Source organism: Xenorhabdus hominickii (genome assembly GCF_002632725.1).
GTDB lineage: Bacteria > Pseudomonadota > Gammaproteobacteria > Enterobacterales > Enterobacteriaceae > Xenorhabdus > Xenorhabdus hominickii.
Genome location: NZ_NJAI01000005.1, coordinates 51,436 through 76,687, shown reverse-complemented (window position 1 = coordinate 76,687; position 25,252 = coordinate 51,436). Strand labels below are relative to the sequence as shown.

Sequence of the window (25,252 nt, the reverse complement as noted above, 5' to 3'; positions counted from 1 at the left end):
GAATTCAATTTTTCAAAGTCAGTCAGAATCATGGTGCAATTTTACTCCCCAAATCGTCGTTCCGTAAACCGAGGCATTATTTCCGTTACCGCAGATAACCTTGATGCTCAAGGGCAAGGTATTGCCCGTCATCAGGGAAAAACTATTTTTATTTCAGGGTTATTGCCGGGTGAGCAGGCACAGATCCAACTGACAGAAGAAAAACGCCAGTTTGCTAAGGCAAAAGTGGTGAAACGTCTATCAGACAGCACGTATCGCGTAGCACCTCGCTGCCCTCATTTTAAAGTATGTGGTGGATGCCAACAGCAACACGTCGCCACAGAACTGCAAGCCAACACCAAAGCCAGTGTGTTGGAACATTTGATCCAACGTGAAACCGGCGTTCAAGTCAGCGCTCATCCGATTATTCACAGCCCAGACTATGGTTATCGGCGCAGGGCGCGCCTTGGTCTGCAATACCATGCCAAGCAGCGGGCGTTATTGATGGGTTTTCGTCAGAGCCAGACCAATGATTTAGTGAATATTAAACATTGCTCGGTCATGCGCCCTGAACTGGAACAATTATTGCAGCCGTTGTCTCAGTGCCTGAATAGCCTGAGTGCAGTTAAACGACTGGGGCACGTTGAGTTAGTGCTGGCAGATAATGGCCCATTAATCGTATTGCGCCATCTTGATCCACTGAAGCACGAAGATAGGGAATCCCTGCGCACATTTGCGGTGCAGCATAATGTAGCGGTCTATCTGGCGGGTGATGAAAAATCCTTAGAACTTTTGATGGAGGAGCAGCCTGAACCGTGGTATCAGGTTGATGGTTTAAAACTGGTATTCAGCCCACGGGATTTTATTCAGGTTAATGATGCAGTGAATCAACAGATGGTGAAACAGGCATTGGCGTGGCTCGATTTGCAACCAACAGACAGAGTGTTGGATCTGTTCTGTGGCATGGGAAACTTTACCCTGCCGATTGCCACTAAAGTACAGAGTGTAGTTGGTGTAGAAGGGGTTGCCGCACTGGTTTCGAGTGGGCAATATAATGCCCAGCTTAATGAACTTAATAATGTCGATTTTTTCCACGAAAATTTGGAATCGGATATTCATCAGCAGCCCTGGGCCGCTTTAGGGTTCAATAAAGTGCTGTTAGATCCCGCCCGCGCAGGGGCTGCGGGTGTTATGTCGCATATCGTAAAACTGGTCCCCGAAAAAGTGGTTTACGTTTCCTGTAATCCAACAACACTGGCACGGGACAGCAAAGTGCTGCTGGAGGCTGGTTATCATCTTGTTAGTGTGCGGATGCTGGATATGTTTCCGCACACCAGCCATCTGGAATCCATGGCGCTGTTCAGCCGTGAGCCAATGGTTATCGAGTAGGGAGGGAAAAATAATGGTTGCGGTAAGAAGTGCGCATCTCACACCGGCAGGTGAATTTGCTGTCGATAAGTGGATCGCGAGTTTAAACATCACTAATCCACAATCCAGTGAAAAATTGGCCGAAACATGGCATTACTGTCACGAAAAAGTCCGGAATCACCCCAATGCTGAGCTGTTGCTATGGCGCGGTGTAGAAATGGTGGAAATCCTATCCACATTGAGCATGGATAATGACAGTATGCGTGCTGCGCTGCTCTTTCCCATCCTTGATGCCAAGCTACTCGATAGCGAAACAATGACGGAAACTTTTGGTAAGGGCATTACGAATTTGGTGAATGGTGTACTGGAAATGGATGCCATTCGTCAACTGAAAGCCACTCACACCGATTCTACCTGCTCTGTACAAGTCGATAATGTTCGCCGGATGCTGCTGGCGATGGTGGAAGATTTTCGCTGTGTGATTATTAAGTTGGCAGAACGTATCGCCCATTTGCGTGAGGTGAAAGATGCCAGTGAAGATGAGCGAGTGCTGGCGGCCAAAGAGTGTTCCAATATTTATGCCCCTCTCGCCAATCGGTTGGGGATTGGGCAGTTAAAATGGGAGCTGGAGGATTTTTGCTTCCGTTATCTGCACCCTGATGAATACAAGAAAATTGCCAAACTGCTGCATGAGCGTCGGATAGATCGTGAACAATATATCGAGAAATTCGTTACCACCTTGCGTAAGTACATGCTGAAAGAAGACGTTCATGCCGAAATATACGGGCGCCCTAAACATATTTACAGCATTTGGCGCAAAATGCAGAAAAAATCCCTCGCTTTTGATGAGCTGTTTGACGTGCGCGCCGTGCGGATTGTGGTCGAGCGTTTGCAGGATTGCTATGCCGCGCTGGGAATAGTGCATACTCACTATCGTCATTTACCGGATGAATTTGACGATTATGTCGCTAACCCGAAACCGAACGGTTATCAGTCCATTCATACTGTTGTTTTGGGGCCGAATGGCAAAACCCTTGAAATCCAGATCCGTACTCGTCAGATGCATGATGATTCCGAACTGGGTGTGGCTGCCCATTGGAAATACAAAGAAGGTGCGGCGACTTCTGGTGGTAAAACCGGCAGTTATGAAAGCCGCATTGCGTGGCTGCGTAAACTGATCGCTTGGCAGGAAGAAATGGCGGATACCGGCGAAATGCTGGATGAAGTTCGCAGTCAGGTATTTGATGATCGTGTTTATGTCTTTACGCCAAAAGGTGATGTCATTGACTTACCTATTGGTTCCACGCCGCTGGATTTTGCTTATCACATCCACAGCGATGTCGGACATCGTTGCATTGGCGCGAAAATCGGTGGACGTATCGTACCATTTAGCTATCAGCTCCAAATGGGCGACCAGATCGAAGTCATCACTCAAAAACAACCGAATCCGAGCCGAGATTGGTTAAATCCTAACCTTGGTTATGTGACGACCAGCCGTGGTCGCGCGAAGATCCACAACTGGTTCCGCAAGCAAGATCGTGACAAAAACATTATTGCTGGTCGCCAAATGCTGGATAATGAGCTCTCGCTCTTGGGGATCACGGTTAAGGAAGCCGAAAAAGAACTGATTGCTCGCTATAATGTCCATTCGTTGGAAGAAGTGCTGGCGGGCATTGGTGTGGGGGATATCCGCCTCCACCAGTTGGTGAATTTCCTGCAAAGCAAATTCAACAAAACTACGGCGGAAGAAGAAGATCGCAAGGCACTTCGTAATCTGGAGAGTAAAACTTATACACCACGCAATACAACCAATGATAATGGAAGCGTTGTTGTAGAAGGGGTTGGCAATTTGATGCACCACATTGCCCGTTGCTGCCAACCGATCCCCGGCGATGATATTATTGGATTTATTACACGTGGGCGAGGGATTTCCATCCATCGTGCTGATTGTGACCAATTGGCAGAATTGGAGATCAGCGCCCCAGAGCGGATCGTCGATGCCGTATGGGGTGAAAATTACTCCAGTGGCTACTCTCTTGTGGTGCGGGTTATTGCCAATGACCGCAGTGGATTATTGCGTGATATCACGACCATTCTTGCCAATGAAAAAGTCAATGTGCTGGGCGTCAGCAGCCGCAGTGACGTGAAACAGCAATTAGCTACGATTGACATGAACATTGAGATTTATAACCTCCAGGTATTGGGCCGAGTACTGGCGAAGCTCAATCAACTGCCTGATGTGATTGAAGCCAGACGCCTGCATGGCTCTTAACGAACAGGGTAATTAACAAACGTATGGACAAAATGAAACCAATATCAATTGAACGGCTGAAGGGGATTATGGCGCAACTGCGCCATCCCCAGGATGGTTGCCCGTGGGACAAAGTACAGACCGCTGCCACAATTGCGTCTTACACACTGGAAGAAACCTATGAAGTCATTGACGCCATCGAACGCAATGATACTCACGGTCTGAAAGAAGAACTGGGTGATTTGTTGTTCCATATTGTGTTTTATGCGCAGATGGCCCAAGAGCAGCAGCAGTTTGATTTCGATGATATTTGTGAGGCTGTGTGTGACAAACTGGAGCGCCGTCATCCACATATATTTAACCAAAAAGCGGGAATCAGCAGTGAAAAAGCAATAGATAGCTGGGAACAGCGCAAAACCGCCGAGCGAGCAGAAAAAGATCAGCATTCGGTGCTGGATGATATTCCTGCCAGTCTGCCCGCATTGATGAAAGCCTACAAAATCCAGAAACGCTGTGCTTCCGTCGGTTTTGACTGGGATACACTTGGCCCGGTATTGGATAAAGTCTATGAAGAAATTGATGAAGTGATGGATGAAGCCCGGCAGGCTGTCGTTGATGAAACACGGCTGGAAGAAGAATTGGGTGATTTATTGTTCTCTGTTGTCAATTTATCTCGTCACTTGGGACATAAACCGGAGATGGCGCTACAAAAAGCCTGCCATAAATTTGAAAATCGTTTCCGCAATGTCGAAAAACTGATCCTCGACAAAGGTTTGTTATTGGAAACGGCTACACTGGATGAGATGGAAGAGATGTGGCAACAGGTTAAAAAACAGCAATTATCGATCAGCGATGACGACGAAGATAACGATAAATAGCATAAAAACAGAATAGAAATAGCGAAAAGGATGTTGCATGAGGGGCTGATTACCTGAATTGCGTGAAAAATTTTCATACTAATAACTTGATGAATTTAAAGAGAAAGAAGTGCATCGATTTCTCTGTGTTACTGATTGTGTGGCACTTTAACTTGTCTAGATGGTTTGTAGCGAAATTAAGGTTAGGGTATACTGCTTTCCCGTCCTGTTATATTCATTATCCTTTTAAACCTAAACTTTCAGGTTCAGCATGAAAACTAATTATATTTTTGTGACCGGCGGGGTCGTATCCTCTCTGGGTAAAGGCATTGCCGCAGCCTCTTTGGCGGCTATACTCGAAGCCCGTGGACTCAATGTCACCATTATGAAACTGGACCCGTATATCAACGTCGATCCAGGCACAATGAGCCCAACCCAACATGGGGAAGTTTTCGTTACCGAAGACGGCGCTGAAACTGATCTCGATTTAGGTCATTACGAACGTTTCATCCGAACCAAAATGACACGCCGCAATAACTTCACGACGGGTCGTGTCTATTCTGAAGTATTGCGTAAAGAACGCCGTGGCGATTATCTGGGCGCAACCATTCAGGTTATCCCTCACATTACCAATGAAATCAAAGACCGCATTATCCGTGGTGCAGAAGGCTATGATGTTGTGCTGGTAGAAATCGGCGGTACTGTCGGTGATATCGAATCCCTGCCATTCCTGGAAGCTATTCGTCAGATGGCAGTAGACGTAGGTCGTGAGAATACCCTATTCATGCACTTGACTTTAGTACCTTATATGGCAGCCGCAGGCGAAGTGAAAACTAAGCCAACCCAGCATTCCGTAAAAGAACTGCTCTCCATTGGTATTCAGCCAGATGTTTTAATTTGCCGTTCAGATCGCATCATTCCAGCCAACGAGCGAGCAAAAATTGCGCTTTTCTGTAACGTACCAGAGAAAGCGGTTATCTCTTTAAAAGATGTTGATTCCATTTATAAAATCCCAGGCCTCTTGAAATCTCAGGGCTTAGATGATTATATTTGTAAACGATTCAGCATCGAATGCCCAGAAGCTGATCTGTCCGAATGGGAACAGGTCATTTATGAAGAAGCCAATCCATCAGGTGAAGTTACCATTGGGATGGTGGGTAAATACATTGAACTGCCAGATGCTTATAAGTCAGTGATTGAAGCACTGAAACATGGCGGATTGAAAAATCGCCTGACTGTCAACATCAAGCTGATTGACTCACAGGACGTCGAAACCCGTGGTGTTGAAGTATTGAAAGGTCTGGATGCGATTCTGGTGCCGGGTGGCTTCGGTGGCCGTGGTATCGAAGGCAAGATCATGACGGCGCGTTATGCTCGTGAGAACCATGTCCCATACTTGGGAATTTGTCTGGGTATGCAGGTTGCTTTAATTGAATTTGCTCGTAACGTTGCGGGTCTGGTAGGGGCTAACTCTACTGAATTCGAACCTGAATGTAAGTTACCGGTTGTTGGTCTGATCACCGAATGGCGTGATGAGAACGGCAACGTAGAAGTACGTAGCGAAGAGGGCGATCTTGGCGGGACGATGCGTGTTGGTGGTCAATTGTGTCATCTGACTGAAAACAGTCTGGTACGTAAACTTTATGGTCATAACGATATCGTTGAGCGTCATCGCCATCGTTATGAAGTGAATAATTTATTGTTGAAACGTATTGAAGATGCAGGCCTGCGTGTTGCCGGTCGTTCAATCGATAACAAATTGGTGGAAATCGTTGAGAACCCTGCACATCCATGGTTCGTGGCGTGTCAATTCCATCCAGAATTCACTTCAACGCCTCGCGATGGTCATCCGTTATTTGCTGGCTTTGTTGCAGCTGCAGGCAAATACCAGAAAGGCCAGTTGAAATAAGATATGGGGTAATGGGTTGGTTTTAAAATAAAAATATATTTATTTTCAACCTGTTGCTCGGAATTTAACTTGTACTGAGGAAAACCTAATGTCCAAAATCGTTAAAGTGCTTGGCCGTGAAATCATCGACTCCCGTGGAAACCCAACGGTAGAAGCAGAAGTACATCTGGAAGGCGGCTTTGTTGGTCTGGCTGCTGCACCATCAGGCGCATCAACTGGTTCTCGTGAAGCGCTGGAACTACGTGATGGCGACAAATCTCGCTTTATGGGTAAAGGGGTACTGAAAGCCCTCTCTGCGGTCAATGGCCCAATTGCTCAGGCTCTGGTTGGGCAGGATGCGAAAGATCAGGCAAACATCGATAAGATGATGATTGAGCTGGATGGCACTGAAAACAAATCTAACTTCGGTGCTAACGCGATTTTGGCTGTTTCCCTTGCGAACGCCAAAGCAGCGGCAGCAGCAAAAGGTATGCCTCTGTATGAGCACATCGCTGAATTGAACGGTACCCCAGGCAAGTTCTCCATGCCTCTGCCAATGATGAATATCATCAACGGTGGTGAACATGCTGACAATAACGTCGATATTCAAGAATTCATGATCCAGCCAGTTGGCGCAAGCACGCTGAAAGAAGCTGTGCGCATTGGTTCTGAAGTATTCCACAATCTGGCAAAAGTGCTGAAAGCAAAAGGCATGAACACAGCGGTCGGTGATGAAGGTGGCTATGCGCCAAACCTGGAATCCAACGCAGCAGCGCTGGCAGCGATCAAAGAAGCTGTTGAAAAAGCGGGTTATGTATTGGGTAAAGACATCACTCTGGCGATGGACTGTGCAGCTTCCGAGTTCTATAACGAAGAAACTGGCAACTATGAACTGAAAGGTGAAGGCAAGACTTTCACTTCGCAGGAATTTACCCACTATCTGGAAGGTTTGACCAAAGAATACCCAATCGTTTCCATCGAAGATGGTCTGAACGAATCTGACTGGGACGGTTTTGCGTATCAGACCAAAGTTCTGGGTGACAAAATCCAGTTGGTTGGTGACGATTTGTTTGTAACCAACACCAAGATCCTGAAAGAAGGTATCGAAAAAGGTATCGCAAACTCCATCCTGATCAAATTCAACCAAATCGGTTCTCTGACAGAAACGCTGGCTGCAATCAAGATGGCAAAAGATGCAGGTTACACAGCGGTGATTTCTCACCGTTCAGGTGAAACCGAAGATGCGACTATTGCTGATTTAGCAGTCGGTACAGCGGCAGGTCAAATCAAAACAGGTTCTATGAGCCGTTCTGACCGTGTTGCTAAATACAACCAACTGATCCGCATTGAAGAAGCGCTGGGCAACCGCGCACCTTTCAATGGTCTGAAAGAAGTAAAAGGTCAGGCATAATTGCTGATTTTTTTCGATAAAAAATAAATATTTTTTATGTTTTGGCGAAAGGGTTTATACTCTTTCGCCTTTTTAGTAACAGGATATTTTATCTTGAGAGGTGCTTATTTATACGTTCAAGGCATGAAAGAGTGATATGACAACAGAAAATAAGTTTGTTTTTTGAACAATCATTTGGAAATTAGACAAATCCCGCGTAGTAGATCCCAAAATCATACAACTCGTATTTTTTTCTTTGTTAATACTCCTTATTATTTCACATGTAATGTAATTCTTTAACATTTATGGCAATGATTCATCAATTATTATTTTACATTGCAGTGTTATGTCTCATTGTTTTATGGAGTCTTCATGGACGCTTCTGAATCTTTAACCCCAGCGGTTGGGCCAACCCCCTCAAATAAAAGAGGCTTAATTATTCTCGCGCTGGATATTATCTTACTTATAGCTTTGTTTAAGTTTTTGCCTTATGGAGAAAAAGCAAATGCTGGCTTGGCATTGATGGCATTTGTTGGTGTGTTATGGTTGACTGAAGCTATTCATGTCACCATTACTGCATTGTGCATTCCAATTTTGGCAGTTGGAATGGGATTGATGAATACAGGGGATGCACTGAAATCTTTTGCAAATCCGATTATCTTTCTGTTCTTCGGCGGTTTTGCATTGGCAACGGCGTTACATATCCAAGGTCTGGACAGATTGATCGCCAATCGTCTTCTGATGATTGCTCGTGGTCGTTTGTCTGTGGCGGTATTACTGATATTTGGTATTACGGCACTGCTTTCCATGTGGATCAGTAATACCGCCACTGCCGCGATGATGTTACCGCTTGTCCTCGGCATTCTCGCTAATCTGGATGTACGCACTGAACGTAATACATTTGTGTTTGTTCTGTTGGGGGTCGCATACAGCGCCAGTATTGGCGGTTTGGGTACATTGGTCGGTAGCCCACCGAATGCCATTGCAGCAGCGCAATTAGGTATGGATTTCATCACATGGATGAAATATGGCGTGCCAATGGTGATGATTCTAATGCCAGTTATGATTGGGGTGATGTACATCATGCTGCGCCCAAACCTGAATCACAAATTTGATTTGGAGCTGGAGCACCTAGAATGGAATGGTAAGCGCGTTATTGCTATGGCCATTTTCCTTTTCACAGTGGTGTGCTGGATTTTCAGTTCATTTATCAGCGATGCACTGGGTGGTGTCAAAGATCTGGATACGATTATCGCGGTAAGCGCGGCTATCCTGATTGGTATCACGGGTATATCAACTTGGTCACAGATTCAAAACAACACTGAATGGGGCGTATTGATGCTGTTCGGTGGTGGCTTGACGCTGAGTGCGGTTTTGAAAAATTCGGGTGCCAGTGAAGTGATGGCAAATGGCATGGCAGCAACTTTTGGCTCAAGTCATTGGTTTGTCATCATCGTTGCGATTGCTACGTTTATTATTTTCCTGACAGAATTCACCAGCAACACGGCTAGCGCTGCTCTGCTTGTGCCTATTTTTGCCACGGTTGCAGAAGCGTTGGGAATGCCAGTCCTTATATTGACTATGATTATTGGTATTGGTGCATCTTGTGCATTTATGCTGCCTGTAGCAACACCACCTAATGCCATTGTTTATGGCTCCGGTTATATCAAACAGGTAGAAATGGTCAAAGTGGGTATCGTTCTGAATTTAGCATGTATTGCCATTATTTCTGCGGTTGCTTGGTTCTTCTGGCTGTAGCGGGTTTTAATTTAATCATTAAATAAGCCATTCATTATCGCCACCTTCGCAGTGCAGGTGGCGATTCACATCTCTTGATTTTTTTCAGTTTGTTCCCGTCGATTAGATATTCATTCCATGAAATGTTATATGTGACTATCAATCATGCTTTATACTAGATTGTTAGTTATTTTAATGGAGTACTGAGGAATGAGTAGCAAGAAGTATGGTGTCCTATTGGTCAATCTTGGTACACCGGATGCGCCAACACCTGCAGCAATAAAACGTTATCTGGCAAAATTTCTGAGTGACAGGCGAGTGGTTGATATCCCTGCCTTTATTTGGAACCCCATCTTGTACAGTCTCATTCTTCCTTTCCGTTCTTCCCGTGTTGCGAAGCTTTATCAACAAATCTGGACAGAAGAGGGCTCTCCTTTGCTGGTTTATGCTCGCCGTCAGCAAAAGTTGTTGAATGAAAAGCTGACAGAAATTCCTGTTGTCTTGGGAATGAATTATGGTTCACCTTATTTGTCTGAGGCAGTAGATGATTTGCTGCAACAAGACATTGATGATTTGATTGTACTGCCACTTTATCCTCAGTATTCCAGTACGACGTCGGCGGCGGTATTTGATAATATCAGTAAAATATTGCAGAGATATCGTACAATTCCTCATCTGCATTTTATCCGAAGCTATGCCACCCATCCTGCCTATATTGCAGCATTAAAAGAAACCATTGAACAGAGTTTTAAAAAACATGGTCATCCTGATCGCTTGATCTTGTCCTATCATGGTATTCCTGAGCGTTTGGCAAAAATGGGAGATATTTATCCACAAAATTGTGAAGCAACGAGTGAACTATTAATTCAAGCATTGGACTATCCAGCAGATAAAATTATGATGACATATCAGTCTCGTTTTGGCCGCTTACCTTGGTTATCCCCTTATACAGACAAAACTATGGCTGCATTACCAGAACAAGGCGTGGAGCATATTCAAGTGGTATGTCCCGGATTTTCCTCAGATTGTTTAGAGACATTGGAAGAAATAAAGCAGCAAAATAAAACCATTTTTTTGAAGGCGGGAGGGAAAAAGTTTGAATATATCTCTGCACTTAATGATAATGAAGCTCACATTGTGTTGCTCGAACAGTTGGTAAATAACATCATTAAATGACTCGCCACTGCTTGTTATGGTGCTTACCTGAGCGGAGTGTGGCAAGAAAAACTTGCGTATCATTGAAAAGCAAAATTATTTGGATTGGACACATAGATAATGAGTAATAAACCTATTAAACACCCCGATTTTTATGAAGATAATTCAAACTATTATCATTCGACACAGGAAGATGAAATTGATTTGTTTGAGTTATTTTCTGTACTCTTCCAATCAAAATATTTGATCATTGCAGTATCTTTTATCTTTGCAATTATTGGTTTCGGTTTCGCATCATTTTTGCCACAGAAATGGACGAGTACAGCAGCGGTGGTTAAACCGGGACTGGAAGAGTTTCAGCCATTGAAAAATGTATTAACCGATTTGCGCGTTCTGAGTCTTGAGCCGAAAGTGACGGAAGAAACGTTATATAACCGTTTTATTGAAAACTATAACTCACGTGTATTACGTGAAGAGTATCTAGTTGATACGGATTACTTTAAGGGCTTACTTGCCGAGAGTAACGATAGTTCTGCACAGGGAAGAAGAAAACTGATTGAGCAAGTTGTTAATAAAAACATCTCTTCTTCTTTACCGAAGAAAGACGATGAGGTTGATGAAACCATGCTCTCCTTCAGTGCCGGTAATGCGGAGAATGCTTACAATTTGTTGACGGGCTATATCAACTTCGTTTCTTCGGTTGTGAGTGATCAAGTGAAAAATGAGCTGAATGATATGGTTCATCAGAAACTGGTATACTCACAAAAATTATATGATATTGATTTATCGCGTATTGATAATATGCGTAATGTAAATATTGAACGATTGAAGTATGCGATTTCGATCGCTGACTCTGCCGGTGTTAAAAAACCCGTGTCGAATGGCGGGGCTATGATCAAGGATGACCCAGATTATTCTATTGCGCTGGGTTCTGATGCATTACAGCGTAAACTGCAAATTACTGAAGGTATTACCGATCCAACGAAAATTGACGCTGACCTGCGTAACCGTCAGTTATATATCAGCAACCTAGGAAAAGTGAATGTTGATAAGGTTGACTTTAAACCATTCAAGTACATGCAGGAGCCTTATGTGCCGACATCAAAAGACTCTCCTAAGCGTTTGTTGATTTTGATTGGTGCAGGTTTTATCGGGTTTATTTTGTCCATCATGTTTGTTTTGTTGCGTCATATGGTACGTAGTCGCCAGAAGCAAGAAGCCTAATATTATTTATTGATATCTAATACTTTGACAGCCAATGTTGTAATAACATTGGCTGTCAGTCTTTTTGATTGCCATATTTTTTGTTTCTCTCCGGTATTGCCCCCAGTTGTATTATGCTAATATGCCGCATATTTTGGCGCTAATACAGCAATTAATCATGAAATTCCCTGGTAAACGTAAATCTAAACACTATTTTCCTGTCAGTTTAAGAGATCCTTTACTCCAGCCTATCAAAGAGATGGTAGATACCGAAAATAACCGAGCTTATATTGTCGGCATTGACCAAACGTTGGTAGATATTGAAGCTAAAGTCGATGAGAGTTTTATCCAGCGTTATAACTTGAGCCAGGGGCATTCGTTAGTTATTGAAGATGATGTGGCAGAAGCACTCTACAAAGAACTGACCGAGAATAATCTGATCAGCCATGAATTTGCGGGTGGTACTATCGGTAATACCTTGCACAATTACTCTGTTTTGGCTGATGACAAATCCGTATTGCTTGGCGCCATGTGCAATAACATTCAGATCGGAAGTTATGCATATTGCTATCTTTGCAACACATCCAGTCGTATGGATTTGAATCACCTTCAGGGTGTTGATGGCCCAATTGGCCGCTGTTTTACCCTCGTGACAGAAAGCGGCGAAAGAACGTTTGCGATCAGTCCGGGTTTAATGAACCAACTCCGTCCAGAAAGCATTCCAGAACATATTATTGCGGAAGCCTCAGCATTAGTGATTACCGCCTATTTGGTGCGTTGTAAACCGGGCGAGCCAATGCCAGAAGCCACGATGAAAGCTATTGAATATGCGAAAAAATACAACGTACCTGTTGTGCTGACATTAGGGACAAAATATGTCATCGCTGATGATCCTCAGTGGTGGCGTGATTTTCTGGCTGAACATGTTTCTGTTGTAGCAATGAATGAAGATGAAGCCCAAGAACTGACTGGTTTCAGTGATCCTTTGTTGGCAGCAGATATGGTGCTCAACTGGGTGGATTTGGTGTTGTGTACCGCAGGGCCAGCAGGATTGTATATGGCGGGTTATACTGAGGAAGAATATAAACGTCAGACATCGCATCATTTGTTGCCAGGCGCGATTGCAGAATTTAATCGCTATGAATTCAGCCGGGCGATGCGTAAAGAAAATTGTCAGAATCCAATGCGAGTCTATTCCCACATTGAACCGTACATGGGGGGCCCTGAAAAAATCATGAACACCAATGGGGCAGGAGATGGCGCATTGTCTGCATTACTGCATGATATTACTGCAAATAGCTATCATCGCATGAATGTACCAAACTCCAGCAAACATATGCGTTCTTGTTTAACCTATTCCTCTTTGGCTCAGGTATGTAAGTACGCTAACCGGGTGAGTTATCAAGTACTGAGTCAACATTCTCCACGCTTAACCCGAGGGTTGCCGGAAAAAGAAGATAGCTTGGAAGAGTCATACTGGGAACGCTGATACTAGCGGGTGATGCCGTCCATCTTCCTTCAAGTTGCAGCCTTGTTGGCTGCAACTTGAAATCGATAGAGATAACCCTGATGGTTACATTAAGCTGTTGACGATGGTGTTGCGGCTGGAAGTGATGGTGGCGGCTCTATTGAACAACCCGACTCTTCAGGAAGTGAATCAGCCATCGCTTTTGCTATTTCATGTTCGCCAATAATAATGAGGTTAGTACCCCGCTCTTTAATATAGGTAACTTCATCATCATAATGGGCGCGCACAATGATATTAATATCTGACCGAACTTCTTTGGTGCTAGCAACAATTTCACCCGCCTCGTAACCATTGGGGATTGTCAGGAATAATGTACAGGCACAATCGAGCCGTGCCAGAGTCATAATATCTTTATTTGCTGCATTACCCATGACTGCACTAACGCCTATTTCACCTAACTCTTCAAATCGGGCACGGGTATTTTCAATAACCACCACCGGGAAGTTTTTTTCTTGTAACCGTTGGCAAAGCAGACGACCCACCCGACCATAACCTACCACAATGGCATGACCACAGATATCGACAGGGATCTGGGTTTCTTCTTCTAGAGTCTCTTCCAGTAACTGTTCTTCAATGGTTTCTGTTTTTTCCAAATAGCGATCCAGCAAACTGAATAGAACAGGGTTCAACATAATGGAAATAATGGCACTAGCGAGTACAAGATTACGGGCTTCTCCGTCCAACAATCCCAGAGTGACCCCCAATCCTGCCAGAATGAAGGCAAATTCACCAATTTGAGCGAGGCTGACAGAAATAGTCAACGCTGTACGTCTGGAATGGCCAAACATCTTAACCAGCAGCATAGCAGCCAGTGACTTGCCAACAATAATAATGGCAAGAGCTCCTAAAATGGCGAGAGGTTGCTGGAGTAGAACCATTGGGTCAAACAACATACCAACCGAGACAAAGAAAAGAACCGCGAAAGCATCCCTGAGTGGTAAGGTATCTTGTGCCGCGCGATGGCTTAATTCAGATTCATTCAATACCATACCGGCGAAGAAGGCTCCGAGGGCGAATGAAGCATCAAACAGTGTCACTGCACCATAGGCAACACCTAATGCAATGGCAAGGACGGCCAGCGTAAACAATTCACGGGAGCCAGTGCTGGCGGTTCTCGCCAGTATCCAGGGGATCAGTCGCCTACCGACGAAGATCATCAATAAAATGAAGGCAACAACTTTGCCAATAGTAATAGCTAGTTCGAAGAGTAATTGACCAATGTTGGTATTCTGATTATCCAGAATACCCGCTGCGGCAGGGAGTAGTACCAATGCCAGAACCATCGCCAAATCTTCGACAATCAACCAACCAATGGCAATTTGTCCTCTTTGGCTATCAATGAGCTGTCTTTCTTCTAATGCCCGGAGCAATACCACAGTGCTGGCCGTGGACAGGCAGAGGCCAAATACAATACCAGTGAATAACCCCCAACCAAGTAGCATTGATAATCCTACGCCCAGTAGCGTTGCGACTGCAATCTGGGCAATAGCACCTGGAATGGCTATTGATTTGACGGTTAACAAATCTTTAAGTGAAAAATGTAGACCGACACCGAACATCAGTAAGATCACGCCAATTTCTGAAAGCTCTGGGGCGAGAGAAGTATCGGCAACAAAACCGGGTGTAAAAGGTCCCGCTAATACACCTGCGACAAGGTATCCTACCAGCGGTGAAATTTTGAGGCGCTGTGCAAGCATGCCAAGCAGATAGGCGAGAACAAAACCGCCGACAATGGTCGTGATAAGAGGTGTCGAATGCTCCATCTAGGCTCCTTCTGGTTAGAGAATATATACCCTTCGTCTTTCAAGTTGCAGCTTTAGTTGGTTTCGCTCACTTATCTCAGTCACCCCGGTTACATAGTTGTCTAGGCTTCCAGAAATTCGTTCCCAAGACAGTTCCCAAGACATAAGTGCTGTAACTCCAAGTCCTTTGGGTATAACAAATTTTATGGTTAGGTGAGGTAATAATATATTTTATAAGTAATTCAACATAAATTGACTAAAAAATACATTGAATGGTAAAAATTTGAGTAATCTACACAAATGCCATTTTAATGCAATTTTGTGTAAGTCTTATTATTATTTACGCTTGTTTACAAAGTAACTAAAATAATTTGGTGAAATTATTACTTATTGAATTTTATGGTTTTTATTGTTTTTTCTTTGTTTTTTATGTGTGTAGTGTGAAAATAATAAGAATTTGTGTAAATAAATAAGGTTTTCAAATGAACAATATGCTGTTTTGATCAGTGATATAGCTGAGTGCTGTTGTGCCAATATCACCCATATCCCATGCTGAACCACAGTACATTCCAGATATAATTTGATAGCTATCTCAAAAAAGTGAAAGAAGATATTATTTAATGACGCAAGTATGTAATCCTGATCAGAAAAGTGCGGCATAGTGCCGGATGGAATGGCTTGTAAACGTTCATACAACTCACCACGATCATATAACCGATCAAATATTTCAAAAACATGGAGACTCCCATGAAATTTTCGTTTAAAGCGTCAGTATGTGCCCTTGCAGTTTCTATGTCATTGATGCCATTAGTTGCAACTGCTTGGGAAAAAGACAAAACCTACGATATTACAATTTTGCATACCAATGATCATCATGGCCACTTCTGGCAAAATGATCATGGTGAGTATGGTTTGTCGGCCCAAAAAACAGTAGTGGATTCTATTCGCCAGGAGGTTGCTAAGAAGGGAGGCAGTATCTTGCTGTTGTCTGGGGGCGATATCAATACGGGTGTACCAGAATCAGATATGCAAGATGCTGAGCCAGATTTTAGAGGCATGAATCTGGTGGGATATGATGCAATGGCTTTGGGAAATCATGAGTTCGATAAGCCGTTGAATGTGTTGTACCAACAGCAAAAATGGGCAAATTTTCCATTTTTATCTGCCAATATTTATCAAACCAGCACGGGTAAACGCTTATTTAAGCCTTATGTCATGTTTGATAAGCAAGGCGTAAAAATTGCTGTTCTTGGTTTGACAACTGATGATACGGCGAAAATCGGTAATCCGGCTAACTTTCCTGATGTTGAATTCCGAGTTCCTGCTGAAGAAGCCAAAAAAGTTATTGAAAAACTGAGAAAGAACGAAAAACCGGATGTGGTTATTGCAGCTACTCATATGGGGCACTATGACGATGCTCATCATGGCACTAATGCGCCGGGAGATGTTGAAATGGCGCGTAGTTTACCGGCAGGTTATTTGAACATGATTGTGGGGGGCCATTCACAAGATCCGGTCTGTATGTCTGTCGAGAACAAAAACTATAAACAAGTGAATTATGTTCCGGGAACGCCTTGTTCTCCAGATCGTCAAAATGGCACTTGGATTGTTCAAGCCCATGAATGGGGAAAATATGTTGGCCGTGCTGATTTTCAATTCCGTAATGGCGAATTTAAACTGGTTAGTTACCAATTGATCCCCATTAACTTAAAGAAAAAAGTAACAAAAGAAGATGGCAGCACAGAGCGGGTTTACTATACGCATGAAATTCAGCAAAACCCTGACATGCTCAAATTGTTGACTCCTTATCAGGATAAAGGCGATCAGCAACTTAATGTTAAAGTGGGCTCGGTCGATAACAAATTGGAAGGTGATCGCAGTCAGGTTCGCTTTGTCCAAACCAACATGGCTCACCTTGTACTGGCTGCCCAGATGGAACGGACAAATGCCGATTTTGCTGTAATGAGCGGTGGCGGGATCCGTGATTCGATCGAAGCAGGGGATATTACTTATAAAGATGTCCTGAAAGTTCATCCATTCGCGAACCAACTCGTTTATGTGGATTTCAAAGGTAGCGAAGTTCTATCCTATTTAACAGCCGCTGCGAATATGGAAAAAGATTCGGGTGCTTATGGACAATTCTACAATGTTAGCTTTGTTATTGATGGCAAAAATATCAGCGATGTGAAAATTGGCGGTAAGCCATTAGATCCGAATAAAACCTATCGCATGGCAACCCTGAATTTCAACGCGATCGGCGGAGATGGTTATCCACGAATCGATAATTTACCTAGTTATGTAGATACAGGCTTCATCGATGCTGAAGTACTGAAAGGTTATATTGAAAAGCATTCTCCATTGAAAGTTGCTGATTATGATCCGAAAGGTGAAGTTGTGTATAAATGATAGCAGCGGAGTAATGGGGTACAGTTAGCTATCACTATAAAAAGGCCATCTTAAAGAGGGTGGCCTTTTATTTACTATTCGGAATATTTAGACATGATATAAAATAAGATGGTTGAAATTAAATAACAATCTAATTATTAAATAGCATGGCAACTAGTGAATTGATAACCCTTCCTCCTATTTTATTTAAGTTAATGAAGTTAATTTAAAAGGTAATAAATATTATTTTGCTATGTGGAGAGTATATCGGCCTTCTTATAAGGCACAAGGCCCTGCTTTAAAGAAAACAGAGCTGGCTCGAAAAAATCAGTGGGAATTGCAACTTTTTTCAAAGTTTCGCTATATCGGCAAATGAGCAATTAAGGAGTTGACATAAATCGGTGGGTGCCAGTTCAATATCCAATCCACGTTTCCCACCAGAAATAAATAGTGTTGGCAAGGTTTGTGCCTGACTATCAATAACGGTTGGCAGACGTTTTTTCTGTCCCAACGGGCTAATGCCACCCACCAAATAACCCGTAACCTTTTGCGCTAACTGGGGATCAGCCATATCCGCTTTCTTGGCCTTGAACACTTTGGCAATCTTTTTTAAATCAAGTTGTCCAGAAACCGGCGTGACAGCAACGGCAAGGTTTTTGGGATCGCCATTCAATGAAACCAGTAACGTCTTAAAGACGTGTCCGGCATTCAAACCGAGTTTTTTAACCACTTCATCACCAAAATTATGCTCATTGGCATCGTGTTCGTAGGGATGAAGTTTGAAATTAATTTTTTGCTTTTCCAGCAAGATAATAGCGGGAGTCATATATTGTTCCTGTAATCAGTTTCCTTGTGAAAATAAAAGGAGTAATGCGTTCCTATTCCTGAATATTTGTCAGCAGTTGCCGCAAATTGTTTTCGCCATGAAGATGCAGGGCACCTACAGCAACCAGATATTTTCCTGCGGGCAAAGTATGTAATTGCTTACTCCATTGGCGATTTCGTTCAGTCATTAAGGTTTGATAAATTTCTTCGCAGAATGTCATTGGCAGTATTTGTTCTTTTTGATCGATTCTGTAGTTCATCCACCAGCTAATCATGGTTTGCAAAGCTCGGGCATTGGTATGCCAATGGGTCAGCGTGTCTTCCAACAGAGAAAGACCGCCATTGGGTAAGTTGGTAAGCAGATTGAGCTGTGTATCAGCCCCTTCCAATTCGATAATGGGTTTATTGATGGCTTTTGCGCTATTCAGCAATTGATAGTCGATGCCATATTGGGGACGCAATCCCAAATATTGGGCTTGAACAGCTTGTAAGATCAATGCAACTTGCCATGAGGGTAATGGGTTGAACTGTTCAATAGAATGATGGATCTCCCGGCAGTAATGCTGTAAGCAGTCAAAATGTTCTGTGGATAAACGTTTTGAGAGCGCAACTTGTTCAGGAAACTGTTCTTTGAAAGGAGAACCTACTTGTGTGATATCCGCTTCAACAATCAGAGCATCAGATTGCTCCAGTTGTTCCAGTAGCACCTCAGAAAGTGGGAACATGTTTTCTGTTCCCATATGAATACTGCCTACAATATGCAATTGCTTGTTTGGTGTGAGATTAATGTCAAACGCGGGATAGGGGTAATGCCGTTGGGCGTTAAGTCCTAATATATTGCTGAAATATGTTATTAGTTTTCCCATGTATCACACTCCAATCACTGGCATTAATCGGTATGCTAACATAATCTTTTGAATTCTATACTCGATCGATTTCAAGTTGCAGCGTTGTTAACTGCGCTACAACTTGAAAAATGAAGGGGCTATTTTCTATTTCAGGATTTAGGTTTGAAACGTAATAACCTATTGGCGTTACTGACAACAGTAATTGAAGATAACGCCATTGCTGCGCCTGCAACGACAGGATTGAGTAATGTACCGGTGAAAGGATATAAGATACCTGCTGCAATTGGGATGCCCAGAGTATTGTAAATAAATGCGCCAAACAGGTTTTGCTTCATATTGCGCAGTGTACCTTTGGATAATTCAACCGCATCAGCAATTCCGTGCAAGTTATTGCGTATAAGCGTAATGGATGCCGTTTCAATAGCGATATCACTGCCACCGCCCATCGCAATACCGACATCGGCTTGTGCCAATGCAGGGGCATCATTAATGCCATCACCGATCATAGCGACTTTCCGTCCTGCTGATTGGAGTGATTGAATAGCTGATGCTTTGCCATCAGGTAAAACACCGGCAATCACTTGATCAATTCCAGCTTCTTTAGCAATGGCATTCGCTGTCACAGGATTATCTCCCGTTAACATAACCAAACGATAGCCTTGATGATGCAAACGTTGCAGGGCAGAAACGGTATCTTGACGCAAAGGATCACGGATAGAAAATAGGGCTGCAATTTTCCCGTTGGCCGATAATATGACGGGAGTGATACCTTTTTCTGCTTGTGCTGTAACTAATGGTGTCAACTCTGTGGTCTCAATGTCATTTTGCTCAAGCAAGTTTTGATTACCCAATAACAGAGTGGTATCACCGATCTCACCCCGTATGCCTAATCCCGCCAGAGTGCGGAATTGTTGTACTATCGGTAATTGTTGCCCCTTAGCTTTCGTCAAAATGGCTTTTGCCAGAGGGTGGTTTGAACCCTTTTCTAATGCCCCCGCCCATTTCAATACTTGTTCTTCAGTGAAACCATTAAAGGTGTGGATCTCGGTGACTTGCGGTAACCCTTCTGTCAATGTTCCGGTTTTGTCGAAGACAAGGGTATCCAATTGGCTGGCTTGTTGCAGAGCATCAGCATCACGTACTAAGACACCCAGTTCTGCTGCTCGGCCTACGCCAGAAATGATGGACATGGGCGTTGCCAACCCAAGTGCACAGGGACAGGCGATAATCAATACTGTCGTAATGATAACTAATGCGTACATAATTTGTGGAGCAGGGCCGACAAAATACCAGATAGCACCAGCAATCAAGGCGATGGCAACGACAACAGGTACGAAGATGGATGATATTTTATCTGTCAGTTGACCGATTTCAGGTTTACTGCTCTGAGCCTGACGTACTAATTTTATGATGCGTGCCAGTGTTGTTTGGCTGCCAACAGCGGCAGCTTTAAATAATACCGTCCCATCTTGAACTACTGTGCCTGCATGAATGGTATCGCCAATGGATTTTTGTTGAGGAATCGCTTCACCTGTTAGCATGGCTTCATCCAGCCAGACTGTACCCTGAGTAACTTCTCCATCGACCGGGACACGGTCTCCCGTTGTCAGGCGCAGTGTCATATTGGGTTGTACATCGGCCAGAGGTAGTGTTTTTTCACCTTCAGGAGTAATGACTCTTGCGGTTGGTGGTGTTAAATCTAACAGCCGCTCAAGTGCTTTGGAAGAACGCTGACGAGCACGCTGTTCCAACGCATGACCGAGGTTAATTAAACCGATGATCATGGCACTGGCTTCATAATAAAGATGACGGGCTTGGGAGGGAAAAATATCCGGCCATAAATTGACGCTCATCGAATAAATCCATGCTGCACCAGTTCCCAGAGCAACTAATGTGTCCATTGTTGCACTGCCATTTTTCAGACTATGCCACGCATTGCGATAGAAATGCCCACCAGCAAAGACCATAACAGCAAGGGTTAACCAACCAATGGTCAGCCAAATAGTGTGGTTTGACGGTGTGAGCATCATATTATCACCCATCATTCCCCAAACCATAACGGGGATACCAAAAATCAAAGCAAGGGCGGATTGCCAGTAGAAACGGCGCATATTGGTTTGTGCAACTTGATACTGGCGCTCACGGCGTTCTGTTTCATCCTGAATGATTTCTGCACCATAACCAGCTTTGATGACAGCTGTAACCAAGGCCTCTGGTGAAGCGCTGCCAGTGACCAATGCACTCCTTTCTGCGAGATTGACTCTGGCTTGTTTCACACCATCAACGGATTGCAGTGCTTTTTGTACCTTATTGACACAACTGGCACAGCTCATACCATCCAGCAGGAGCTGAATACTGTCATCCTCAATGACTGCATTCTGATTGTGTTCAACCGGAGCATTTTTTACTGGAGTTGAAGAGGTTGCCGCTGCCAAAGATTCCCGGTTTTGTGGGACGAATGCTTGTGGGACAGATGTTGTCAGCGGCTCAGTTTTTGGGCAGTATTCCACTGTTGTTAAGCTTTCGGCTGTTGCTAATTCGGCATGATATCCGGCTTGTTTGACAGCATTAATTAAATCGCCATTATTTGCCTTACCGTAGATTTTTGCCGTTTTGGTATTGACTTCGGTAGCGATGACCCCTTCCACAGCTTCTAATGCTTTTTGTGTTTTACCGGCACATTTCATGCAGCTTAAACCTGATAGTCGCAATTCAGTATCGGGTTGTGTGGCGATGGTGGCTTCGTAACCTGCGGAGATAATAACCGCAATCAATACATCAGATGAAACATCACCGATAACTTTGGCATAATTCAGACTGACATTCGTTTGTTCAACACCGGGTATTTTTTCCAGCGCTTTTTTGACACTGCCGACACAATGCAGACAAGTCAAGCCTTGAAGTGCGAGAATGGTGGTTGTAGACATAACAATATCTCCTGATACAGAGTGATATACTTATCATTAAGGCTAAACCTTCCTGCAAGGGGAAGGTCAAGGGGAAACTATGAATATTAGTGAAATTGCCCAGAAGATCGGTTTAACCAGCAAAGCTATCCGGTTTTATGAAGAAAAAGATCTGATTACAGCACCAGAGCGCGGGGATAACGGCTATCGTTATTACCAGCAAAAACACATCGATGAGCTGATGCTTTTGCGTCAGGCGAAAGAAGTCGGATTTACACTGGAAGAATGCCGCGATTTATTGCGATTGTTCCGCAATCCCGAACGTCACAGTGCAGATGTAAAAACGGCGACGTTGCAAAAAGCGATGGAAATAGAAAAAACAATCGCAGAATTACAGAAGATAAAAGAGAAATTGCTGGCACTGGCGGCTGAATGTCCGGGAGATGATGGGGCTGATTGCCCCATCATTGAGCACTTATCGGGGGGCTGTATGCATCACGGTTGATGGGAAATGGCTTTCACCTTCAACGTGATCCCGTCGACAGCAATAATTTCGACTTCTGTATTAGCAGGCAATTCTTGGTCGCATTGAATGCGCCAACTGCCATCAGCCAGTTTGACTCGTCCATAACCGTTTTCGGTATCTGTGATTAAGCGGGCATGAAGCCCAATCAATTGGTGATTTTTCTGATTGAGAACTTTATCACTGGCCTGACGTGGGCGATAGCGTAGCCAGCTACGCCATGCAATAACCGAACACAAGGTCAAAACAGCAAACAGAATACCTTGTAGTTCCCAGCCCATACCAGGGAAAACCCATGTGATCAGGGCAACAACAACGGCTGCTGTTCCTGTCCACAGCAGATATCCGCCTGTTCCCAGCAGTTCTGCAATCAGAAGCAGGCCACCAAAACAGAGCCAGAACCAGGCTGGTTGAGTGGCGATCTGTTCAATCATGATTATTTATCCTGTTTGCTTTTCTTGCTTTCGCCAATTAATTCAGCAATACCACCTATAGCTCCCATCAAATTGCTGGCTTCCAGTGGCATCATAATGACTTTACTGTTATTTGATGAGCCAATATTGGTCAGGGCATCCGTATATTTTTGGGCAATAAAGTAGTTAATTGCCTGCATATCACCATCAGCAATAGCATCAGAAACCATTTTAGTTGCACGTGCTTCAGCTTCTGCGGCACGTTCACGGGCTTCTGCTTGCAGGAACGCTGACTGACGCTCACCTTCTGCTTTCAGGATTTGTGACTGTTTTTCTCCTTCCGCTTTCAGAATAGCGGCCTGACGAATACCTTCCGCTTCAAGAATATCTGCACGTTTGGTACGTTCTGCCTTCATCTGGGCGTTCATCGCAGAGATCAGCTCCTTCGGTGGACGTACATCACGGATTTCGATACGCGTGATCTTGACCCCCCAAGGGTTGGTGGCCTCATCAACAATTGTCAGCAGACGGCTATTGATGGAATCGCGCTGAGACAACATCTCATCCAGCTCCATTGAGCCGAGCACGGTACGGAAGTTGGTCATGGTCAGGTTAATGATGGAGAGTTCCAGATTACTGACTTCATAAGCAGCCCGAACGGGATCGACAACCTGAATAAAACAGACGGCATCAATGGTTACGTTGGCGTTATCACGTGAAATGACTTCTTGAGATGGGATATCCAGTACCTGTTCCATCACATTGATTTTACGTCCAATACGATCAACAAACGGCATAATGAGATGCAGACCGGGTGTTAATGTACGGGTATATCGTCCAAAGCGTTCGACTGTCCATTGATAGCCTTGAGGGACAGTTTTGACACAAGTAAAGACGATAACAACAGCAACAATAATTAGGATCGGTACAGCACTTAGAGAGAATATATCCATAAAAATTCCTTATTATCTCATTATGGAATGTATACCCTTTACCTTTCAGGTTGTCTCTTTGCCGGTTGTACTGAATCACCCCAGTACCGAAGTCAATTATGCTTCTGGGGATTCATTCAATTGCCGCCTTGATGCAACTCGAAATTTACTGGGTATATAAATAATATTACTTAATAGAGCAAGGAGTATACATGACGACGATATTTTGATGCTAGTACATCTCCGGAACCCAGTGCGGAAATAATATCCAGCATCGCTTTTTTCACAGCGCCATCGGCTGCAGAAAGATCCTTTTTCAGAAAACCAAACAGCAATTCTAGAGCTTCTTCATCACGACCAACTTCATGTAATTTCGAGGCAAGGTTAATTGCCAATTCTGCATTTTCTGGTTGAGCGGCTAAATCCTGCTGAAGTTGTCTAATTTCAGGTGAATCAGCGGCTTCTTTCTGAAACTCGATGTGTTCAAGTAATTCATGATAGCGTTGGTCTTGCTCTTCTAATGGGATGGTATCCAGTAGTTTTTGCGCTTCTTCAAGGTGATTGAGCGAAATGTTAACTTGAGCCAGCAGTAATGTAATATCCGTATCTGGAGAATTTTTCTGATAAATCTCTTGTAGCACAATTAATGCTTCCTGATTATTGCCTGCTAAAAGCAGGTCATTCACCTGTTCGATTGGTGACTTTTCTTCTTGGACTAAGAGTTCGGAGAAAATTTTTCGGATGGTTTCGTCAGTTTGAACACCTTCAAAACCTTGAACCGGGCGGGCTTCTACAACAAACAGTACAGTAGGTAAGCCACGCACACCAAATTGTGCGGCGAGATGAGGAAATTGGTCACAGTTGACTTTTGCCAGAATAAATTTCCCTGCATATTCGTGAGCAATAGTATTCAGTGTCGTTTCCAGTTCATGACAATGTAAGTTCTGTGGCGACCAGAAGTAGAATACGACGAGCTGAGTAAGTGAGTGCTGAACGATTTGAGCAATATTCGATTCATCAATATTAATGATATAGGCGTTGTTATCGTTTGTATTTACTGTTGATTCCATGAGCATTTCCTCTGGTTCGTTGTAAGGCGATGACATTAATAAGTAAGTTTAGTTTATGTTAGGTTCTTATTTGGCTTTGCCTGTGTGCGGTTTTATCGAGCTATTTTTCTGGAAGTCTATGACTCATCACGTTCATTGCATGAGTCAATAATGTAACAGAATAACGTTGTCTTAGGTTGGGATTTTCCTGAGTTTGGCGAAGGGACTAGCGAGAAGAGAGAGGAGATCGAAAGACTATATAAAATTTATGGT

The 25,252-nt window shown here is 43.8% G+C and carries 18 protein-coding genes; 11 read left to right on the top strand and 7 right to left on the bottom strand.

The features are described 5' to 3' along the window. Positions 1-30 precede the first annotated feature (30 nt). The 9 genes from rlmD (at position 31) to Xhom_RS15210 (ending at position 13,317) form a co-directional block, all read left to right on the top strand. On the top strand, positions 31-1,368 hold the full coding sequence (gene rlmD / locus Xhom_RS15250) for a 23S rRNA (uracil(1939)-C(5))-methyltransferase RlmD (protein ID WP_069318579.1): 1,338 nt from the start codon (positions 31-33) through the stop codon (positions 1,366-1,368). A 13-nt stretch (positions 1,369-1,381) separates the two neighbouring features. Continuing rightward, complete coding sequence (gene relA, locus Xhom_RS15245) at positions 1,382-3,619, top strand: GTP diphosphokinase (RefSeq protein WP_069318173.1); 2,238 nt, start codon at positions 1,382-1,384, stop codon at positions 3,617-3,619. Positions 3,620-3,642: 23 nt separating this feature from the next. Next, positions 3,643-4,476 carry a nucleoside triphosphate pyrophosphohydrolase gene (gene mazG, locus Xhom_RS15240; RefSeq protein WP_069318174.1) on the top strand — a complete coding sequence of 278 codons (834 nt, stop codon included), beginning with the start codon at positions 3,643-3,645 and terminating at the stop codon, positions 4,474-4,476. Positions 4,477-4,726: 250 nt separating this feature from the next. Further along, a complete protein-coding gene (gene pyrG / locus Xhom_RS15235) occupies positions 4,727-6,364 on the top strand; it encodes a glutamine hydrolyzing CTP synthase (protein ID WP_069318175.1) in 1,638 nt (545 codons plus the stop codon). Between the two features lie 88 nt (positions 6,365-6,452). Beyond that, positions 6,453-7,754 carry a phosphopyruvate hydratase gene (gene eno, locus Xhom_RS15230; protein ID WP_069318176.1) on the top strand — a complete coding sequence of 434 codons (1,302 nt, stop codon included), beginning with the start codon at positions 6,453-6,455 and terminating at the stop codon, positions 7,752-7,754. A gap of 351 nt (positions 7,755-8,105) precedes the next feature. Beyond that, complete coding sequence (locus tag Xhom_RS15225) at positions 8,106-9,491, top strand: SLC13 family permease (protein WP_069318177.1); 1,386 nt, start codon at positions 8,106-8,108, stop codon at positions 9,489-9,491. Positions 9,492-9,680: 189 nt separating this feature from the next. Then, positions 9,681-10,646 carry a ferrochelatase gene (hemH, locus tag Xhom_RS15220; protein ID WP_069318178.1) on the top strand — a complete coding sequence of 322 codons (966 nt, stop codon included), beginning with the start codon at positions 9,681-9,683 and terminating at the stop codon, positions 10,644-10,646. A 99-nt stretch (positions 10,647-10,745) separates the two neighbouring features. Next, positions 10,746-11,849 carry an LPS O-antigen length regulator Wzz(fepE) gene (gene wzz(fepE) / locus Xhom_RS15215; RefSeq protein WP_069318179.1) on the top strand — a complete coding sequence of 368 codons (1,104 nt, stop codon included), beginning with the start codon at positions 10,746-10,748 and terminating at the stop codon, positions 11,847-11,849. 157 nt (positions 11,850-12,006) lie between these two features. Then, complete coding sequence (locus tag Xhom_RS15210) at positions 12,007-13,317, top strand: inosine/guanosine kinase (protein ID WP_069318580.1); 1,311 nt, start codon at positions 12,007-12,009, stop codon at positions 13,315-13,317. 89 nt (positions 13,318-13,406) lie between these two features. Here the strand turns inward: Xhom_RS15210 and ybaL are convergent, their stop codons facing one another. After that, positions 13,407-15,119: a YbaL family putative K(+) efflux transporter gene (gene ybaL / locus Xhom_RS15205; protein ID WP_069318180.1), complete on the bottom strand. Its 1,713-nt coding sequence runs from the start codon at positions 15,117-15,119 to the stop codon at positions 13,407-13,409. 726 nt (positions 15,120-15,845) lie between these two features. Between ybaL and ushA the strand changes: the two genes are divergently transcribed. Then, positions 15,846-17,504: a bifunctional UDP-sugar hydrolase/5'-nucleotidase UshA gene (gene ushA, locus Xhom_RS15195; protein WP_069318182.1), complete on the top strand. Its 1,659-nt coding sequence runs from the start codon at positions 15,846-15,848 to the stop codon at positions 17,502-17,504. A 328-nt stretch (positions 17,505-17,832) separates the two neighbouring features. Here the strand turns inward: ushA and ybaK are convergent, their stop codons facing one another. The 3 genes from ybaK to copA all read right to left on the bottom strand — a co-directional run bounded on the left by ybaK (position 17,833) and on the right by copA (position 22,083). Beyond that, complete coding sequence (gene ybaK, locus Xhom_RS15190) at positions 17,833-18,309, bottom strand: Cys-tRNA(Pro)/Cys-tRNA(Cys) deacylase YbaK (protein WP_069318183.1); 477 nt, start codon at positions 18,307-18,309, stop codon at positions 17,833-17,835. Between the two features lie 52 nt (positions 18,310-18,361). Further along, the gene (locus Xhom_RS15185; RefSeq protein WP_069318184.1) at positions 18,362-19,174 is read right to left on the bottom strand and encodes a TraB/GumN family protein; all 813 of its coding nucleotides are present in this window, start codon (positions 19,172-19,174) and stop codon (positions 18,362-18,364) included. 131 nt (positions 19,175-19,305) lie between these two features. Then, complete coding sequence (gene copA / locus Xhom_RS15180) at positions 19,306-22,083, bottom strand: copper-exporting P-type ATPase CopA (RefSeq protein WP_069318185.1); 2,778 nt, start codon at positions 22,081-22,083, stop codon at positions 19,306-19,308. A gap of 79 nt (positions 22,084-22,162) precedes the next feature. Here copA and cueR point away from each other — a divergent pair, with 79 nt between their 5' ends. Further along, entirely contained in the window at positions 22,163-22,567 is a 405-nt protein-coding gene (gene cueR / locus Xhom_RS15175) for a Cu(I)-responsive transcriptional regulator (RefSeq protein WP_069318186.1), read from the top strand. Here cueR and Xhom_RS15170 read toward each other — a convergent pair. The 3 genes from Xhom_RS15170 to Xhom_RS15160 form a co-directional block, all read right to left on the bottom strand. Next, positions 22,558-23,019 carry an NfeD family protein gene (locus Xhom_RS15170; RefSeq protein WP_069318187.1) on the bottom strand — a complete coding sequence of 154 codons (462 nt, stop codon included), beginning with the start codon at positions 23,017-23,019 and terminating at the stop codon, positions 22,558-22,560. The genes cueR and Xhom_RS15170 overlap by 10 nt on opposite strands. Positions 23,020-23,021: 2 nt before the next feature. Further along, positions 23,022-23,951 carry an SPFH domain-containing protein gene (locus Xhom_RS15165; protein WP_069318188.1) on the bottom strand — a complete coding sequence of 310 codons (930 nt, stop codon included), beginning with the start codon at positions 23,949-23,951 and terminating at the stop codon, positions 23,022-23,024. Between the two features lie 170 nt (positions 23,952-24,121). After that, on the bottom strand, positions 24,122-25,000 hold the full coding sequence (locus Xhom_RS15160) for a co-chaperone YbbN (protein ID WP_069318189.1): 879 nt from the start codon (positions 24,998-25,000) through the stop codon (positions 24,122-24,124). Positions 25,001-25,252 lie beyond the last annotated feature (252 nt).

What these genes read in the sequence shown, in the direction of transcription:
- rlmD (WP_069318579.1), top strand. Translation starts at nt 31, where the DNA reads ATGGTGCAATTTTACTCCCCAAATCGTCGTTCCGTAAACCGAGGCATT.
- relA (WP_069318173.1), top strand. Translation starts at nt 1,382, where the DNA reads ATGGTTGCGGTAAGAAGTGCGCATCTCACACCGGCAGGTGAATTTGCT.
- mazG (WP_069318174.1), top strand. Translation starts at nt 3,643, where the DNA reads ATGGACAAAATGAAACCAATATCAATTGAACGGCTGAAGGGGATTATG.
- pyrG (WP_069318175.1), top strand. Translation starts at nt 4,727, where the DNA reads ATGAAAACTAATTATATTTTTGTGACCGGCGGGGTCGTATCCTCTCTG.
- eno (WP_069318176.1), top strand. Translation starts at nt 6,453, where the DNA reads ATGTCCAAAATCGTTAAAGTGCTTGGCCGTGAAATCATCGACTCCCGT.
- Xhom_RS15225 (WP_069318177.1), top strand. Translation starts at nt 8,106, where the DNA reads ATGGACGCTTCTGAATCTTTAACCCCAGCGGTTGGGCCAACCCCCTCA.
- hemH (WP_069318178.1), top strand. Translation starts at nt 9,681, where the DNA reads ATGAGTAGCAAGAAGTATGGTGTCCTATTGGTCAATCTTGGTACACCG.
- Xhom_RS15210 (WP_069318580.1), top strand. Translation starts at nt 12,007, where the DNA reads ATGAAATTCCCTGGTAAACGTAAATCTAAACACTATTTTCCTGTCAGT.
- ybaL (WP_069318180.1), bottom strand. Translation starts at nt 15,119, where the DNA reads ATGGAGCATTCGACACCTCTTATCACGACCATTGTCGGCGGTTTTGTT.
- ushA (WP_069318182.1), top strand. Translation starts at nt 15,846, where the DNA reads ATGAAATTTTCGTTTAAAGCGTCAGTATGTGCCCTTGCAGTTTCTATG.
- ybaK (WP_069318183.1), bottom strand. Translation starts at nt 18,309, where the DNA reads ATGACTCCCGCTATTATCTTGCTGGAAAAGCAAAAAATTAATTTCAAA.
- Xhom_RS15185 (WP_069318184.1), bottom strand. Translation starts at nt 19,174, where the DNA reads ATGGGAAAACTAATAACATATTTCAGCAATATATTAGGACTTAACGCC.
- copA (WP_069318185.1), bottom strand. Translation starts at nt 22,083, where the DNA reads ATGTCTACAACCACCATTCTCGCACTTCAAGGCTTGACTTGTCTGCAT.
- cueR (WP_069318186.1), top strand. Translation starts at nt 22,163, where the DNA reads ATGAATATTAGTGAAATTGCCCAGAAGATCGGTTTAACCAGCAAAGCT.
- Xhom_RS15170 (WP_069318187.1), bottom strand. Translation starts at nt 23,019, where the DNA reads ATGATTGAACAGATCGCCACTCAACCAGCCTGGTTCTGGCTCTGTTTT.
- Xhom_RS15165 (WP_069318188.1), bottom strand. Translation starts at nt 23,951, where the DNA reads ATGGATATATTCTCTCTAAGTGCTGTACCGATCCTAATTATTGTTGCT.
- Xhom_RS15160 (WP_069318189.1), bottom strand. Translation starts at nt 25,000, where the DNA reads ATGGAATCAACAGTAAATACAAACGATAACAACGCCTATATCATTAAT.